This is a genomic window from Halogranum rubrum (assembly GCF_900114455.1).
Lineage (GTDB): Archaea > Halobacteriota > Halobacteria > Halobacteriales > Haloferacaceae > Halogranum > Halogranum rubrum.
Map to the genome: position 1 here is coordinate 1,017,657 of NZ_FOTC01000001.1, position 13,097 is coordinate 1,030,753.

Here is a 13,097-nt window from a genome sequence, read left to right on the forward strand (position 1 = left end):
CTCGTCACGTACGCCGGCGTAACCGCGTTCTGACGAGTCGAAACCGACGACGGCGCACGCGCGAACGTGCGCGGACTGGCCGCGCACGAAACCGACTTGGTTCTCGCGCCGAGAGAGGTCGGTATGAGCGAGGAGTCCGCCGAACCGAAGGGGCGACCCTGTCCGTTCTGTGGGGCGTCGATGATGCACCGCCACTGCAAGTACGTCTGTCCGCAACACGGCGTCGTCTACGACTGTGCAGACACGTTCTACTGAGTGTCGAAAAATCTGCAGATGCGAGCGAGCGACCCCGTTTCTGACTGGCGATTTCTCGTTCGCCGTGGCGCGAAACGTTATGTCGAACGCATCCTTAGAGAACTCACACGATATGTGCGGAACTGACATGACTCGACAGACGAGGGTGCCGCTCATCTCCTCTCTATGGTAGACGACGACCAAATTGCGCGGAGCAAGGAGATTCAACAGCGGACGGGCAAGACCTTCCACTTCGCGACCCGTGTCCTCCCGAAGCGAGTCAGAGAGGCGACCTATGTCCTCTATGCGTTCTTCCGCGTCGCCGACGAAGTCGTCGACGACGCCGGCGGTGCGACCCCCGACCAGCAGCGAGAGACGCTCGAACGCCTCCGTGCAGAGGCACTCGGACAGCGAGAGACCGACGACGCCGTCCTCGCCGCGTTCTCGGAGATGCGCGAACAGTACGACATCGACGAGACAGACGTCGACATCTTCATCGACGCGATGTTGACCGACATCACGAAGAGTCGCTACGAGACGTACGACGAACTCGAAGCGTACATGGACGGGTCGGCCGCCGCCGTCGGCCGGATGATGACGGCCGTGATGGACCCCGACGAGGCCGACAAGGCGCTCCCGCACGCGACGGCCCTCGGTGAGGCGTTCCAACTCACGAACTTCCTGCGCGACGTCCGAGAGGACGTCGTCGAGCGCGACAGAATCTATCTCCCACAGACCACACTCGACGAACACGGCGTCACGACCGAACAGATTCGTTCGTTCGAGATGGACGACCGGTTCGCCGCCGCCATGCGCTCGGAACTCCACCGGGCGGAACATCTCTACAAGAACGGCGTCGCCGGCATCAAGTTCCTCCCGGAGGATTGTCAGCTCGCTGTCCTCTTAGCCGCCGTGCTCTACGCCGAACACCACCGCCTGATTCGTCGCCGGAACTACGACGTCCTCTCGAAGACACCGCAGTTGAGCACGCCGCACAAAGCGCTCCTCACCGCGAAGACGTGGCTCCACTGGCAGTTCTCGAAGGACCCCGAGACGGTGTTCAGAAAGGTGAGTACCGTCTCCTACCACGACTCGCGACACAGCGGCCCGGAACACGCAGAACGGCTACCGACACGGTAGATTCGACTCTTCGGACTCTCCTCGCCTCAGTCGCTTCGCCACCACGCCGACAACGCAGGCATCCGAAACAGCCCCGAGTCGAATCGCTCGGTTCGGACGAGACCGACACCGAGTGCCACGGCGACGACGACGGCCCCCCAGTTACCGAACCACGCGTTGATGCCGCCCCACAGGATGACGAAACTCACCAAGTCGTCGAGCATGAACTCACACGAGGAGAGTCGCGCGAGTAGGTCGCCGCGGTCGAACGCCCAGTCGAGGACGACGACGGCGACAGTGGCAGAGAGCACCCACCCGAGATAGTTCGACAGGGGGACGCCGTAGAAGACGCCGCCGCCCGGATAGACCCAGAACCCGAGCGCCACTGCGCCGGGGTCGAGCACCACGTCCATGAGGAGGACGGTGGCGATGACGACGGGGAGACGGACGAGCGCTCGGTTCGCTCGCGGGCCGAGCAAGAGCAGACAGAGCAGGTAGGCGTTCATCACCAGCGGGAGGAAGAACACCGGGAGGGCCAACGGGATATCTCCGACTGTCGGCCCGAGTTCGACGTCGTAGTAGAACTGTCCGTAGGGCCACCCGGTGTGGACACCGACGTACTCGATGGCGTAGGCGTAGCCAGCGAGTGCGAGGACGCCCGTGAGCGCCTTTTTGCCCATCGTCGGGACGACGCCCGCGACGAGTGGTGCGCGCATCACGATGGTCCCCACGAGGACGAGAAGCGGGTTGAACGCCAGCGGCTCCGGTAACCACTCCATCGCACTGGCGACGAGCAACACCGCGCCGTTGAGCGGGAAGAACACCGAGATGGTGAAGCGGTTCTCGCGAATAAAGCGGTCGAGTCGAGCCTCGGCCTCCTGTCGCGTCTCGGGGACCGAGTCGAAGACCGTCGCGTCAGCCATAGACCACCTCCCAGAGGCCGCCGAGCGTCAGCACCATGCCGACCACCGTGTTGAGCGCCGGATACCACCAGTAGGCGCGTTCGACGTCGACGCCGGACCGGGTGATAGCGAAGACGGCGATAGGGTAGGCGACCATGAGCGCGCCGAGTCGGAGGTCCAGCGTCCCGAACGCGAGCGCAGCGAGAAGCCACACCAGCGCGCAGTACCAGTAGGTCCGCGTCTCGCCGAGGTAGGTCGCCGTCGTCTCGATACCGGCCGCGCGGTCCGGGTCGATGTCGGGAATTGCCGAGAAGGTGTGCATCCCCATCGTCCAGAGCCACCCGCCGACGACGGTGGCTATGGGTGGGTTCGTCCCCGAGACGGCGGCGTAGGCCGCCGCGCCGGGCAGGATGTAGAGGCCGTTCGAGAGCGAGTCGAGAAACGGCGTCGTCTTGAACCGTAGCGGTGGGGCGCTGTACTCGACGCCGAGGACGAAGAACCCGACCAGCCACGGCCACGCGACTGCGGGAGTCACGGCGAACGTCGCGAGGCCGAGGAGCGCAGAGAGAGCGACGGCGGCGACGACAGTCGAGTCTCCCTGGTACCGGACCTCTTTCGCGTCTTTCTTCGGGTTCGCCGCGTCGACGTCGGCGTCGAAGACGTCGTTGACACCGTAGAGCAGCACGTTCGCCGGCAGGAGGAAGTACGCGAACAGCGCGAGTGCCTCCAGGGTAAACAGGTCTGTCACCGTGTCGGCGGCGAACGCGACGCCGACGACGACCGGCCCTGCCAGATAGAGCCAGAACCGCGGTCGTGAGAGCTTCAGGAGATAGCGGAGGGTAGCCATCGTCACCTCACTTCGCAGGCGTCGTCTTGGCTACCGTCTCTGCGGTCAGTCGACCGCTGATGAGACACATCGGGACGCCGATGCCGGGCGTCGTGTACGACCCGGTGAAGTAGAGACCGTCCATCGCCTTCGAAGCGTGTGGCGGGCGCAGGAGAGCCGTCTGGGTGAGTGTGTGGGCGAGACCGAGTGCGGTCCCCTGTTGGCTGTTGTACCGACTGCTGAAGTCGTCGAGACAGAACGACTCCTCCATGACGATTCGGTCACGGAGGTCGACGCCGGTGTGTTCGGCGATGTCGTCGAGCACTAGGTCACGGTAGCTCTGTCGAATCTCCGGGGTGTCTTCGATTCCGGGCGCGATGGGGACGAGCGCGAATAGGTTGCTGTGGCCCTCCGGGGCGACGGTGTCGTCCGTCTTCGAGGGGACACAGAGGTAGTACGCGGGGTCTTCGGGCCACGCCGGTTCGTCGAAGATGGTCTCGAAGTGGTCGTTCCAGTCGGTCGGGAGCACGAGCGTGTGGTGTTCTAACTCCTCGACGTCGCCCTCGACGCCGAGATAGAGCAGGAACGCCGAGGGTGCGTAGGTCCGAGTGTCCCAGTACTCTGCGCTGTACTGTCGCTTCTCCGGCGGCAAGAGTTCCTGTTCGGTGTGGGCGTAGTCGGCGTCGCTGACGACGATGTCGGAGAGGTACGCCTCGTCGTCGGTGCGGACGACGAACCCGCCGCGACGGCCCCGAATCTCCCTGACTTCGGCGTCGGTGTGGAAGGTGACACCCAGTTCCTCGGCCAACTCGACCATCCCGTCGACGACGGCACCGAGTCCCCCGTCGGGGTAGTAGACGCCGAGTTCGAAGTCGACGTAGCTCATCAGGTTGTAGAGGGCGGGCGTGTTCGTCGGCGCGCCGCCGAGGAAGACGAGGGTGTACTGCATTATCTGCTGGAGTTTCGGGTGGTCGAAGTAGTCCTCGACGTGTCCTTGCATCGATCCGACGAGCGAGAGTCCCCACGAGTACCGTAAGACGTCGGGGTCGACGTAGTCGCGGAGGTTCGGGCGGTCGGTGTAGACGAAGTGGTCCATCCCGATGCGGTAGTTCCGTTCGGACTTTTCGAGATAGCGGTCGAACGCCTCGGCCGCGCCGGGTTCGTACGCCTCGAACGTCCGGCGGTTCTCGTCCATGTCGGGGACCATATCCACCCGGTCGCCGTCTTTGAAGAAGATGCGATAGTGAGGGTCCAGTCGAGTGAGACCGTAGTACTCCGACGGATGTTTGCCGAAGTCGGCGAAGAAGTGCTCGAACACGTCGGGCATGAGGTACCACGACGGACCCATGTCGAACCGGAAGCCGTCGCGTTCCAGGCGACTAGCCCGGCCACCGAGTTGTTCGTTCTTCTCCAGCACCGTGACGTCGGCACCGGCCTGTGCGAGATAGCACGCCGTGGAGAGTCCGCCGAACCCGCTGCCGACGACGACGACGGACTCGCCGTCGACGGCACCGAGGTCGGTCGTGAGGTGGCGCTTCTCCGGGTCGAGTCCGGAGTCGCCGTCGAAGTCGTACGAGCGACTATCGTCGCTAGACGAAGAGAGAGACCCGTCGCCGTAGTCCGAGACCGAATCCATAGACTCGCCTAGGGACGAGGGAAGCATAAAATAACTGACCCACCCGGTGGACTGCCGGCATCGCGCTGTCAGCGGCTGAGACCACCGAATGCCCGGAATTACCCTGCCGATGTACGTACATTTAGGTCGAATTCGTCCCTAGCGCCTCCATGAACGGGAAGACGGTCGTCGTCACCGGCGCGAGTCGTGGTCTCGGAAAGGCAGTCGCAACGGCGTTCGCCGACGCCGGCGCTCGGGTCGTCGTCTGTGCGCGCGAGGCCGACGAACTGGACGCCGCCGTCGCCGACATCGCTGGGGACGACACCGGCGACGTGACCGGCCTCCGCGCGGACGTCCGCGACGAGTTCGACGTTGAGCGACTGATGGAGACGGCAGTGAGAGGCGTCGACAGAATCGACGTCGTCGTCGCCAACGCTGGAACGATTCACGGCGCACCCGGCGAGATGGCCATCGACGAGGAGTCCTACACCGCCTTCGACGACACCTTCCGGACCAACGTCCGCGGCGTCTTCGCGACGGTCAAAGAGGCACTCCCACACATGGCGTCAGACGGTCGAGTGCTCGTCCCCTCGGGGTCCGTCGCCCACGACGCGAAAGCCGGGATGGGCGGCTACGCCGCCTCGAAGGCTGGTGCGGAAGCAGTGGCTCGTGGCTTCGCCGTCGACGTCGACCAGACCGTCGGCGTCGTCGACCCCGGGTTGGCGGCGACGGAGTTGACGGGCGGGCAGGGTCGCGACCCGGCGGGCCTCGCACCGATGTATCTCTGGGCGGCGACCGAACTCGACGCTGAGGAACTGGACGGCCAGCGCGTGACGGTCAAACAGTGGAAGCAGGCGACGCGCTGACGGTGAGGCGGTAAGCGCTGTCACTCTGCGGTCGGAAATCCGAAAGAGAAGTGAGTCGGTTGGTTACTCGTCGTCGACGAGGACGGCGTTGACCTGTCCGTTCTGACCAGGACGGGAGGTGACGCGTGCGTTACCGAGGTCCGTCTCGATGAGTGCGCCCTTCGTGATGATGTTTCGGCGGATGTAGTTGATGTTCGCCGGGTTGTCGACGACGTTCTCGATGGTGGCTTCCTTCGTCTCTTCGCCGTCTGCGACCTGTGCGACGTTCGTCGACAGCGCGCGAATCTTCTTCTCGTTGCCGCGGGAGTCGATGGTCTGGAGTCGGGGTTCGCCGACCGTCGTCTCTGCCGGTTCACGACCGAGCTGGTAGCGCTTCTTGTTTCGGAAGTGCTTCAGTCGTCCGCCGGTACGCTTTCGCTTGGAGCGTCCCTGATCTTTCATACCCGGTAGAACTGCCAGCAACTACTTGAATGAACCGAATCGGAACCGAGTCGGCGCGTCTCTGCGGCGTGCTCGACCGCCACACGCCACTCCGACTCGTGCAGTCCGAGTCGTACAGTCCGACCCGTGTCACTCGACCCGTGCCGACGGCGACCGTGTCGACAGCCGCTGTGCGCCCCGCTCACAACTGTTGAGACGTTGACGGCTAACGTTGCAGTTATGACCCTATACTTCCTCTGGAGTCGTAATGTCGAAGCCGACTATGAGCGAAGAACAGAACGTCGAACGCCGAATCGACCCCGAAGTCCACCTCGGGACGACCGTCGTCGACGCCGTGAGCGAGGCGACGGGCGTTCCCGTGAGCCAGATGGATTCGGAGTTGAACCAGTGTGTCGACCCGGACGCGCTCGACGACCTGTTTTCCGACCGGTTCGACGGGACTCCCCGACAGGGTGGACAACTACTGTTCTCGATACTCGGGTGTAGTGTCCAGGTCCACGGCGACGGTCGTGTCGTCGTCACACCCGAATAACCGACAGTTCGACGCAGATTCGTCGAGTCGGTCGTTACGTAGTCGAGTCGCCTGATCGTGGAGTACGTAGTGAACGGTTCGGCGCGTTCAGCAAGGTTTAGTGCGCTGGTGCGTCGTCTCTCGTACGATGAGCCTCGACGTCGCCGTGGCCGTTCCATTCCGTCAACAGGGCAAGACACGACTCGGAGAGGGAGCGTTCGTCGTCGCACTCTCGCTCGACCGCGATTGGTTCTCTCCCGACCAAGCGAAGCGTCTCATCGACGTCGCTGCCGGACGCGGACTCGTCTCCCGCGAGGACGGCGACGTCGTCGCCCAGTTCGACCCGAACGACGTCGACGTTCCTGAGAACTTCGCCCCCGACGCCTCCATCCTCCGCGAACAGTCGACGTTCGAGATGATTCTGGACGCGCTGGTCGCTGCAGGCCACGAGAAACAGGAGGTCGTCGCCACGGTCAACGAACACCAGCGTGACCTCGGTGTGACACTCGAAACCGCGGCGATTCTCTACGCCCGCCGCAACGACGTCGACGTGGCGGACGCTGCCGAGAAGGCACGGAACGAACTCGTTCAGGGGTGAGTCGACTCGGGTCGGAACGCCCGCAGCGTATCGCGTCTGTTCGTCGTCGACGCCGTCTGGACGAGACCGAGTTCGGTGAAGACGGACTCCCAGTTACGGTAGTAGAGCGGCACGTCGTCGTCGACGTAGTTCACCTCTGCTTCGGACTCGTCTGACTCGGAAGGGACACCTTCTTCGGAGTCGTCGCCTGGTCCTTCGATTTCGACGGTGGCGACGAGGTCACTCGCGACGCGAGCGATGTCTGCGAAGACGTGACTGTCGTCCGGGTGGATGTGCTGGAGTGTCTCTACCGAGTAGACGACGTCGAACTCGTCGTCGTCGAGGGCCGGGAGGAACGACTCGATGGCGTCGACGGTGAACGTCCCCTGTTCGGCGAGTTCGGGGTACGCGTCTTCCATCACGGTGAACGCCTCCTCGTTGATGTCGATACCGTGGAGGTTCTGATAGCCGTGGTCGAGGAGGTGTGCGAGATGCCGCCCCGAACTACAGCCGAGTTCGAGGATACGGGCGTCCGTGTCGACGGCGTCCTCGAGGGCAGACTGAATCCACTCGCTCGTCTCGTCGGGTCCGTAGTAGGCGTAGTAGTCTGGCGAGTACTCTCCCGACCGCTCTGCCCACTCCTGACGGACGTCGTTAGAATTCACTACTGTCGACACCGGGCGCACAGTGATAAACCCCCCATTCGCTGTCTGTAGGGTGACGGAGCCACGAGAACGAACGATGTGACAGAAATGACTCTCACTGGTTCCGAACTGCGCTGTTCGGCGACGGTGAGCGGACAAACACCGAATAACTGTCGGGTGTCTCGGTGCGTTCTCGTTCGTCTGTCAACAAGTACTCGCCCGTGATATCACGACCCGCACAAGCCTTAACTACGTCCCTCTGGTTTGTCCACAAGCAATGGCGAAAGGCGAAGTTGATTTCTTCAACGACACAGGCGGCTACGGTTTCATCTCGACGGACGACGCGGACGACGACGTGTTCTTCCACATGGAAGACATTAGCGGTCCGGACCTCGAAGAGGGTCAGGAAGTCGAATTCGAGATCGAGCAGGCCCCGAAGGGCCCGCGCGCAAAGAACCTGACTCGACTTTAAATTAGTTTAGTACGCCGTTCACACGGCAAAACGACCCCACAACATTCTCAGTATCTCACATCGACCAGCGGTGCGTCTGTCTCCCGAGTCAAACACGCTATAGTAACCGCTACAACCGTTCACACACCCGACCGCACGCTGCCACGCGGTCGAGTGTGCATCAGCTTGGAGAGGTTACTATAACTGTCACCCCGAGCAACGACGAGTATGGTCCACGACCGACTCCGCGACGGGAAGCGTGTCGCGCAACTGTTGGCGTCCGAACTCGAAGGCAACGGCGGCGCACTCGCATCGCTCGTCGTCAGCGACGCCGACCCCGACGTCGACCCGACCGACGACGGCGCGTTCGCCTACGCCGTCCGCGACGAGCGAGATGCCGAAGACGAACGTATCGCCGAGGTTTACGTCCAACAGGACCGCGCCCGCGTCGAGTTCCTCGTCGGCCAAGACGTCGCCGCCGACGTCGGCGAAGAACAGAACCTGCGCGTGCGCCCGAAGGCCGTTCGCCCGCCGCGGACGCTCGTGTTCGTCGAAGACGGCGCGCAGGTGAAGTGGATTCTCCCGGTGTTCGAGGCAGTCATGTCGGCAGCGCGTGACGACGAGTAGTCTTTTGTTCTCTGGCGACCGCTCTCGATATATGCCCTCCGTCGTCGACGCTCTCCAGCATCCCGCCGCCAGTATCGCCATCGCCCTCGTCTTTCTCCTCCTCGTCGTCTCCGGTTTCGGCGTCTTTAGCCTGTTCAGTAGTCTCTTCCTCCTCGTCTACCTCGGCGTCGCCGCGTTCGTACTGTGGTTGCTCTGGCGAGGTGTCCGTGCGCTGGAACGTATCGCCGACGCGGCCGAAGCACAGTCGTACGAGGGGTTCGACGACTGAGTTCTGTGCAGAGCAAGCTACTTCGTCGCGCCAGCAGTCTGTTCGTATATGTCCTCGAAGACGAGTGTGTTCCCGCTCACACTGACCGAACGTCTCGTTCTCGTCGTGCTAGTCGTGGTCGTCGTCGGTGGTCTCGCCCTCTTGGTCAACATTCCCGGCACGGCGGCGCTTCTCTCGTTTCTCGTCTCGATTCTCCTTCTGTGGCTCCTCTGGCGACTCGTGCGGGCCACAGAGCGTATCGCCGACGCGACGGAGTCGCTCGCAGCGACCCGACCCGTCACTGACGACGAGGACTGAAACCGACCGCCATCCCCACCCTTTTAGCCGCCCCGTCCCCCTCACCTCACAATGACTCTCGACCCCGTCCACGTCGACGGCATCGCGCGACTGGCGAACGCCATCGCCGACGGCGTCGACGACAGCGACCACGACGGTTTCGCCCAGACGGTCTGGTCCGACTGGCTCGACCCGTTGCATCGGAGCGGCAGGAAGGTCGTCGAACCACTCGGTGAGCAGCGGTTACAGGCGGCCGCCATCGACGACGTCGCGCTCGTGGAGACGCCGTTTCCGACGGTTCACGGCCTCGATTCGGGGACCATCAACCCGACGACGTTCAAGAACGGCCTCGTTCTCGACGTCGCGCAGGCGGCGATGGCCTGCGTGCCGACGGACCTCGACTTACATCGCTCGCGGAGTCTCGTCGCGACAGTTCACTCCAACGACGCCACCGCGCACTTCCCCGAAGACTGGATTCACTACGACGACGGCTACGGCCGTCGTCGCGTCCTCCACGCTCCCCGCGTCTCGCGGTTCGCCGAGGGCGTCGTCCACGCGCTCTCGCTCTATCTCGCCGAGAGCGAACACGCCCTGGTCCACGCCAACACCGTCGAGAATTTACTCCTGCTCGACGGGCCACTGTACCCCAAAGAGCTCCTGAACTGGCAGGACCGCGACGCCGAACTGGGTGAACTCGCTCGGGAGGCCAAACCCCGGAGCATCGTCGAGAACTACGTCCGACTCGTCGAGACGTTCGTCGAGAAGGACGTTCCGCTCGCCGGGTTCATCAAGAATCCCTCGGCGAAACTCATCACACAGACCGTCCGTGACAAGGGGTCCGACGCCCCGTGGGCCAACGACACGGCACTGTTCACGCGACTCCTCGAACGCCGCGAGGAGGGTGAGCGACTGACCGACGACCTCACCTTCACCTCGTGGTTCGTCTCGCGCGGTGGTTCGGACCGGACGCTCGCCGAGGACGGCGACGCCCTCGGTGTGGAGCGAGAACTCGACCCCAAGCAGTACGAGGTGACGTTCTTCGTCGTCTACGACCCACGCCGTGACCTGCTCTACCGCGTCGAAGCGCCCTACGCGTTCACCAAAGACCCCGAGATTCGGCAGGCACTGACGACACAGGTGCTTCGCGACGTCGCCGTCGCTCGCGGCCCACCGGAAGCCATCGACAAAGCCGACGAACTCGCCCGCGTCGGCGTACGAGAGAAGACCGCACTGCGCCGAAAACTGGAAGACCACTTCGACACCGAGTCCATCAAGTCGTACGACGACGCTCGGTGGGGCGAAGAGTACTGAGAGAGTCGCAGAAGAGTTCAGACGTTCAGTGCGTGTAGTGTCTGTTTGTTGCCAGGATCATCGTGCTGAATAGAGGGCTCTGTAGCTTCGCTAGACTGCGGCCAATTTGGCTATATTTCAGCCGATGTTCTCACAGTAAATCTCGTGAATCTTTTGCCAGTACCGACCGTTCGTTCCTTTGTTTTTCGCACAAACCGAGAGACTCCGGTTGATTTGACGAACGAGTCTCTCTACTGACTGTTTTGGGCCCACTTTCCACCAATTGCAGCGCAGTCTAGCGAAGCTACAGAGCCGAATAGAGGACACAAGTCGACCAGAGATTTCGTCCAGCAAAGAACCTCAATCGTCGTCGGCAGTGTACGCTCCACCACGACGCTTGATTCGAGCAACAACCATCCGTTGTTCGGATTGACGGAAGGTCACAGCTAAACGGACTCACCGATACGTACCTTCCTGTGCGGACTGTTCTGGAGCGGTTCGCCATAGTCCGGTGGATCTCGCCACGGCGAGTCGATGATCTCGTCGAGTTTGTTCAGTATCCGCTCTTGCTCAGATGGAGAAAGAGCCGAAAGGCCGTCCTGTGCTGTTGATGTGAGTTCCCACGTCCAGTCCCCCTCACTCATCGCTGTCCGTTCCGAACTGCTCGCGGGCATCGTCGGCACTCATCGTCCGTCCTTCACGAATGTCCTCCTCTGCTTGGAGGAGAGCGATGAGTTCATCACGGTCGAACGTCGGGAATTCGGTTGCGTCCCGGAGGGTGTAGCGGATGAATTCGCTTCGGCTGTTGAACCCACGTCCTTGCCATGTGCTGTCTATTTTGTCGAGAAACGACTGTGTGACTTTGAAATTCACCGTGACGATTTCGTCATCACCGTTTGACCCCGTGGTTGCTTCAGACATACGCCAGTATTACGACTGTCTTACTAAATCTATTTCGGCGGGTTGCTATCTGCTGTATACACCTCTGAGTGTTGCACGCCACTAGTGACAGAGCCTGAGTAGATTTCTGTGGTCGTGCTGAATACAGAGCGCATATCTTGCAGGAGATAATACGCGAATCAAACGTTCCAGAGTGTTGTAAACGAAATGACTTTCGTATTAGATGACTGGAATTTTGTATGCCCTCCAGACGAAAAGTACTGGCTGCCGTCGGTAGCGCAGCCGTTGCCGGGATGGCCGGTTGTAGCGGTTCGGGATCGGGTGGTTCCGACACGGTTGATTGTCACACGAGCGCCCTTGCTCGCGGAGATGGGGACATTCTCGACAACGGTGCTCGCGGTACGGTTGAGGACGGAAACGTGAGGCTTGCAGTTCCACTGTCCGTTGATGATGTCCGAGAAAACGATGTCGACAGACTCGAAGTGTACGATGCAGCGGATGAGTTGGCGTACACGATTCCAGTATCGGCAGACGACGCCGGAGTAATGGCGAACAAAGTCGGCGTCAACGAAGGACAGCTCCTGTACGAGCAATCTCTCGGTCATCGACCATTCCACGGTCGATATCGGATCGTCGCATTGAACACATCAGACGAAACCGTCGACTTCGTCACAGTTGAGTTCAACTGCTTCTCTGACGTTAGCGATTGAGAATAATCGTGATTCTATGCACCGGCACGTGATTTCTTCGTAGATAACGAGCCAAGATATCAATAACGACCTGCTGCATACACCCTCTACGTTCAGCACACGATATCTAACAACAGTTAGAGAGGTTGCATCAGAAATTCGCCCGTACTGCTCAATCGATTAGTTCTTCGGGTGCAACACCACCGTGATCAAGCAACTCTCCGTCGAAGGTAACCATGGTCGCATCAACATCGTTCGCTAATGCGAGCAGCACACAATCCATTGTATAGAGGAGATTGTCTCGTTGTAATTCATACGCCGCAATCTGGTCGCTGATTTCGGGCGCGTAAATATCCACGCTACTGTAGATGTCCGACAACACCGCCTCGACGCGATCTTGCTCAACGCGCTTCTTCTTCGTCATTACTGACCGGATTTCCATGAGATTTAGAATGGATGTACAGAAATCGTGATCTTCGTTGAGCAACTGTGTCGCAATCTCACCACGACCCGGTTCATCAGTCAAACTAGCGATGAAGACGTTTGTATCGACGAAGACCTTCATTCTCGTTTTCGTTCGTCACGTACTGCTTCGACCGAGTCAACGTCTACGTCCGCAAGTCGGCCTGAAAGCAGATCCCCGAGTCGTGGCCGAGGTTGGTCGTCATCCGACGACTCATCAGTCCAATTCGGTGGTGTTGCGTAGCTACCCATTATCGGGAATTGCAGACGTGCGTGTAAATCGCTTTCTCTGTCCGGGAATTCGTTCCACCAGTCACATCAAGACTGACATCTGTCTGCTGAACTCACCCTCTGAGTGTTGCACACGACTTCTGACAGCGTTCGGTGAGTTTTCTGTTC

At 61.2% G+C, this 13,097-nt stretch carries 18 protein-coding genes and 1 pseudogene; 11 read left to right on the forward strand and 8 right to left on the reverse strand.

Features of this window, described 5'->3' with window-relative positions:
• The first annotated feature begins 123 nt into the window (after nucleotides 1–123).
• The gene (locus BM083_RS23935; RefSeq protein WP_009375737.1) at nucleotides 124–255 is read left to right on the forward strand and encodes an HVO_2523 family zinc finger protein; all 132 of its coding nucleotides are present in this window, start codon (nucleotides 124–126) and stop codon (nucleotides 253–255) included.
• Between the two features lie 165 nt (nucleotides 256–420).
• Entirely contained in the window at nucleotides 421–1,374 is a 954-nt protein-coding gene (locus tag BM083_RS04890; protein WP_009375730.1) for a phytoene/squalene synthase family protein, read from the forward strand.
• Between the two features lie 26 nt (nucleotides 1,375–1,400).
• On the opposite strand, the gene cruF is transcribed toward BM083_RS04890, so the two are convergent.
• Genes cruF through BM083_RS04905 form a run of 3 tightly spaced genes read right to left on the reverse strand, consistent with a single transcriptional unit; the run spans nucleotide 1,401 to nucleotide 4,717 of the window.
• The gene (cruF, locus tag BM083_RS04895; RefSeq protein ID WP_089866504.1) at nucleotides 1,401–2,276 is read right to left on the reverse strand and encodes a bisanhydrobacterioruberin hydratase; all 876 of its coding nucleotides are present in this window, start codon (nucleotides 2,274–2,276) and stop codon (nucleotides 1,401–1,403) included.
• A complete protein-coding gene (locus BM083_RS04900; protein ID WP_089868371.1) occupies nucleotides 2,269–3,102 on the reverse strand; it encodes a prenyltransferase in 834 nt (277 codons plus the stop codon). Before BM083_RS04900 ends, cruF begins: the two co-directional genes overlap by 8 nt.
• A 7-nt stretch (nucleotides 3,103–3,109) precedes the next feature.
• Complete coding sequence (locus tag BM083_RS04905; protein WP_089866507.1) at nucleotides 3,110–4,717, reverse strand: phytoene desaturase family protein; 1,608 nt, start codon at nucleotides 4,715–4,717, stop codon at nucleotides 3,110–3,112.
• A gap of 149 nt (nucleotides 4,718–4,866) precedes the next feature.
• On the opposite strand from BM083_RS04905, the gene BM083_RS04910 reads away from it, so the two are divergent.
• Entirely contained in the window at nucleotides 4,867–5,562 is a 696-nt protein-coding gene (locus tag BM083_RS04910) for an SDR family oxidoreductase (protein ID WP_089866510.1), read from the forward strand.
• 63 nt (nucleotides 5,563–5,625) lie between these two features.
• On the opposite strand, the gene BM083_RS04915 is transcribed toward BM083_RS04910, so the two are convergent.
• Nucleotides 5,626–6,003, reverse strand: a complete 378-nt coding sequence (locus tag BM083_RS04915; protein WP_089866514.1) for a 30S ribosomal protein S8e — start codon at nucleotides 6,001–6,003, stop codon at nucleotides 5,626–5,628.
• Between the two features lie 247 nt (nucleotides 6,004–6,250).
• Here BM083_RS04915 and BM083_RS04920 point away from each other — a divergent pair, with 247 nt between their 5' ends.
• The gene (locus tag BM083_RS04920) at nucleotides 6,251–6,535 is read left to right on the forward strand and encodes a HalOD1 output domain-containing protein (protein ID WP_089866517.1); all 285 of its coding nucleotides are present in this window, start codon (nucleotides 6,251–6,253) and stop codon (nucleotides 6,533–6,535) included.
• Nucleotides 6,536–6,662: 127 nt separating this feature from the next.
• Complete coding sequence (locus BM083_RS04925) at nucleotides 6,663–7,112, forward strand: DUF2240 family protein (protein WP_089866520.1); 450 nt, start codon at nucleotides 6,663–6,665, stop codon at nucleotides 7,110–7,112.
• Here the strand turns inward: BM083_RS04925 and BM083_RS04930 are convergent.
• Nucleotides 7,103–7,756, reverse strand: coding sequence for a class I SAM-dependent methyltransferase (locus tag BM083_RS04930; RefSeq protein WP_089866525.1), 654 nt, complete (start codon nucleotides 7,754–7,756; stop codon nucleotides 7,103–7,105). The genes BM083_RS04925 and BM083_RS04930 overlap by 10 nt on opposite strands.
• Before the next feature lie 256 nt (nucleotides 7,757–8,012).
• Here BM083_RS04930 and BM083_RS04935 point away from each other — a divergent pair, with 256 nt between their 5' ends.
• The 5 genes from BM083_RS04935 to BM083_RS04955 all read left to right on the forward strand — a co-directional run bounded on the left by BM083_RS04935 (nucleotide 8,013) and on the right by BM083_RS04955 (nucleotide 10,668).
• Nucleotides 8,013–8,207, forward strand: a complete 195-nt coding sequence (locus BM083_RS04935; RefSeq protein ID WP_089820879.1) for a cold-shock protein — start codon at nucleotides 8,013–8,015, stop codon at nucleotides 8,205–8,207.
• 207 nt (nucleotides 8,208–8,414) lie between these two features.
• On the forward strand, nucleotides 8,415–8,813 hold the full coding sequence (locus BM083_RS04940) for a DUF7993 family protein (RefSeq protein ID WP_089866528.1): 399 nt from the start codon (nucleotides 8,415–8,417) through the stop codon (nucleotides 8,811–8,813).
• 31 nt (nucleotides 8,814–8,844) lie between these two features.
• Entirely contained in the window at nucleotides 8,845–9,081 is a 237-nt protein-coding gene (locus BM083_RS04945; RefSeq protein ID WP_089866531.1) for a DUF8066 domain-containing protein, read from the forward strand.
• 48 nt (nucleotides 9,082–9,129) lie between these two features.
• Complete coding sequence (locus tag BM083_RS04950; RefSeq protein ID WP_089866534.1) at nucleotides 9,130–9,378, forward strand: DUF8066 domain-containing protein; 249 nt, start codon at nucleotides 9,130–9,132, stop codon at nucleotides 9,376–9,378.
• A gap of 51 nt (nucleotides 9,379–9,429) precedes the next feature.
• Nucleotides 9,430–10,668 carry a DNA double-strand break repair nuclease NurA gene (locus tag BM083_RS04955; RefSeq protein ID WP_089866537.1) on the forward strand — a complete coding sequence of 413 codons (1,239 nt, stop codon included), beginning with the start codon at nucleotides 9,430–9,432 and terminating at the stop codon, nucleotides 10,666–10,668.
• A gap of 339 nt (nucleotides 10,669–11,007) precedes the next feature.
• Here the strand turns inward: BM083_RS04955 and BM083_RS04960 are convergent.
• Together BM083_RS04960 and BM083_RS04965 are read right to left on the reverse strand one after the other, a co-directional pair.
• Nucleotides 11,008–11,291, reverse strand: a pseudogene (locus BM083_RS04960) (type II toxin-antitoxin system RelE family toxin).
• Nucleotides 11,284–11,568, reverse strand: coding sequence for a ribbon-helix-helix domain-containing protein (locus BM083_RS04965; protein ID WP_009375702.1), 285 nt, complete (start codon nucleotides 11,566–11,568; stop codon nucleotides 11,284–11,286). Before BM083_RS04965 ends, BM083_RS04960 begins: the two are co-directional and overlap by 8 nt.
• A 218-nt stretch (nucleotides 11,569–11,786) precedes the next feature.
• On the opposite strand from BM083_RS04965, the gene BM083_RS04970 reads away from it, so the two are divergent.
• Nucleotides 11,787–12,257: a hypothetical protein gene (locus tag BM083_RS04970; protein WP_089866540.1), complete on the forward strand. Its 471-nt coding sequence runs from the start codon at nucleotides 11,787–11,789 to the stop codon at nucleotides 12,255–12,257.
• A gap of 151 nt (nucleotides 12,258–12,408) precedes the next feature.
• Here BM083_RS04970 and BM083_RS04975 read toward each other — a convergent pair whose 3' ends face one another.
• Complete coding sequence (locus BM083_RS04975; protein ID WP_089866543.1) at nucleotides 12,409–12,801, reverse strand: putative toxin-antitoxin system toxin component, PIN family; 393 nt, start codon at nucleotides 12,799–12,801, stop codon at nucleotides 12,409–12,411.
• Nucleotides 12,802–13,097 lie beyond the last annotated feature (296 nt).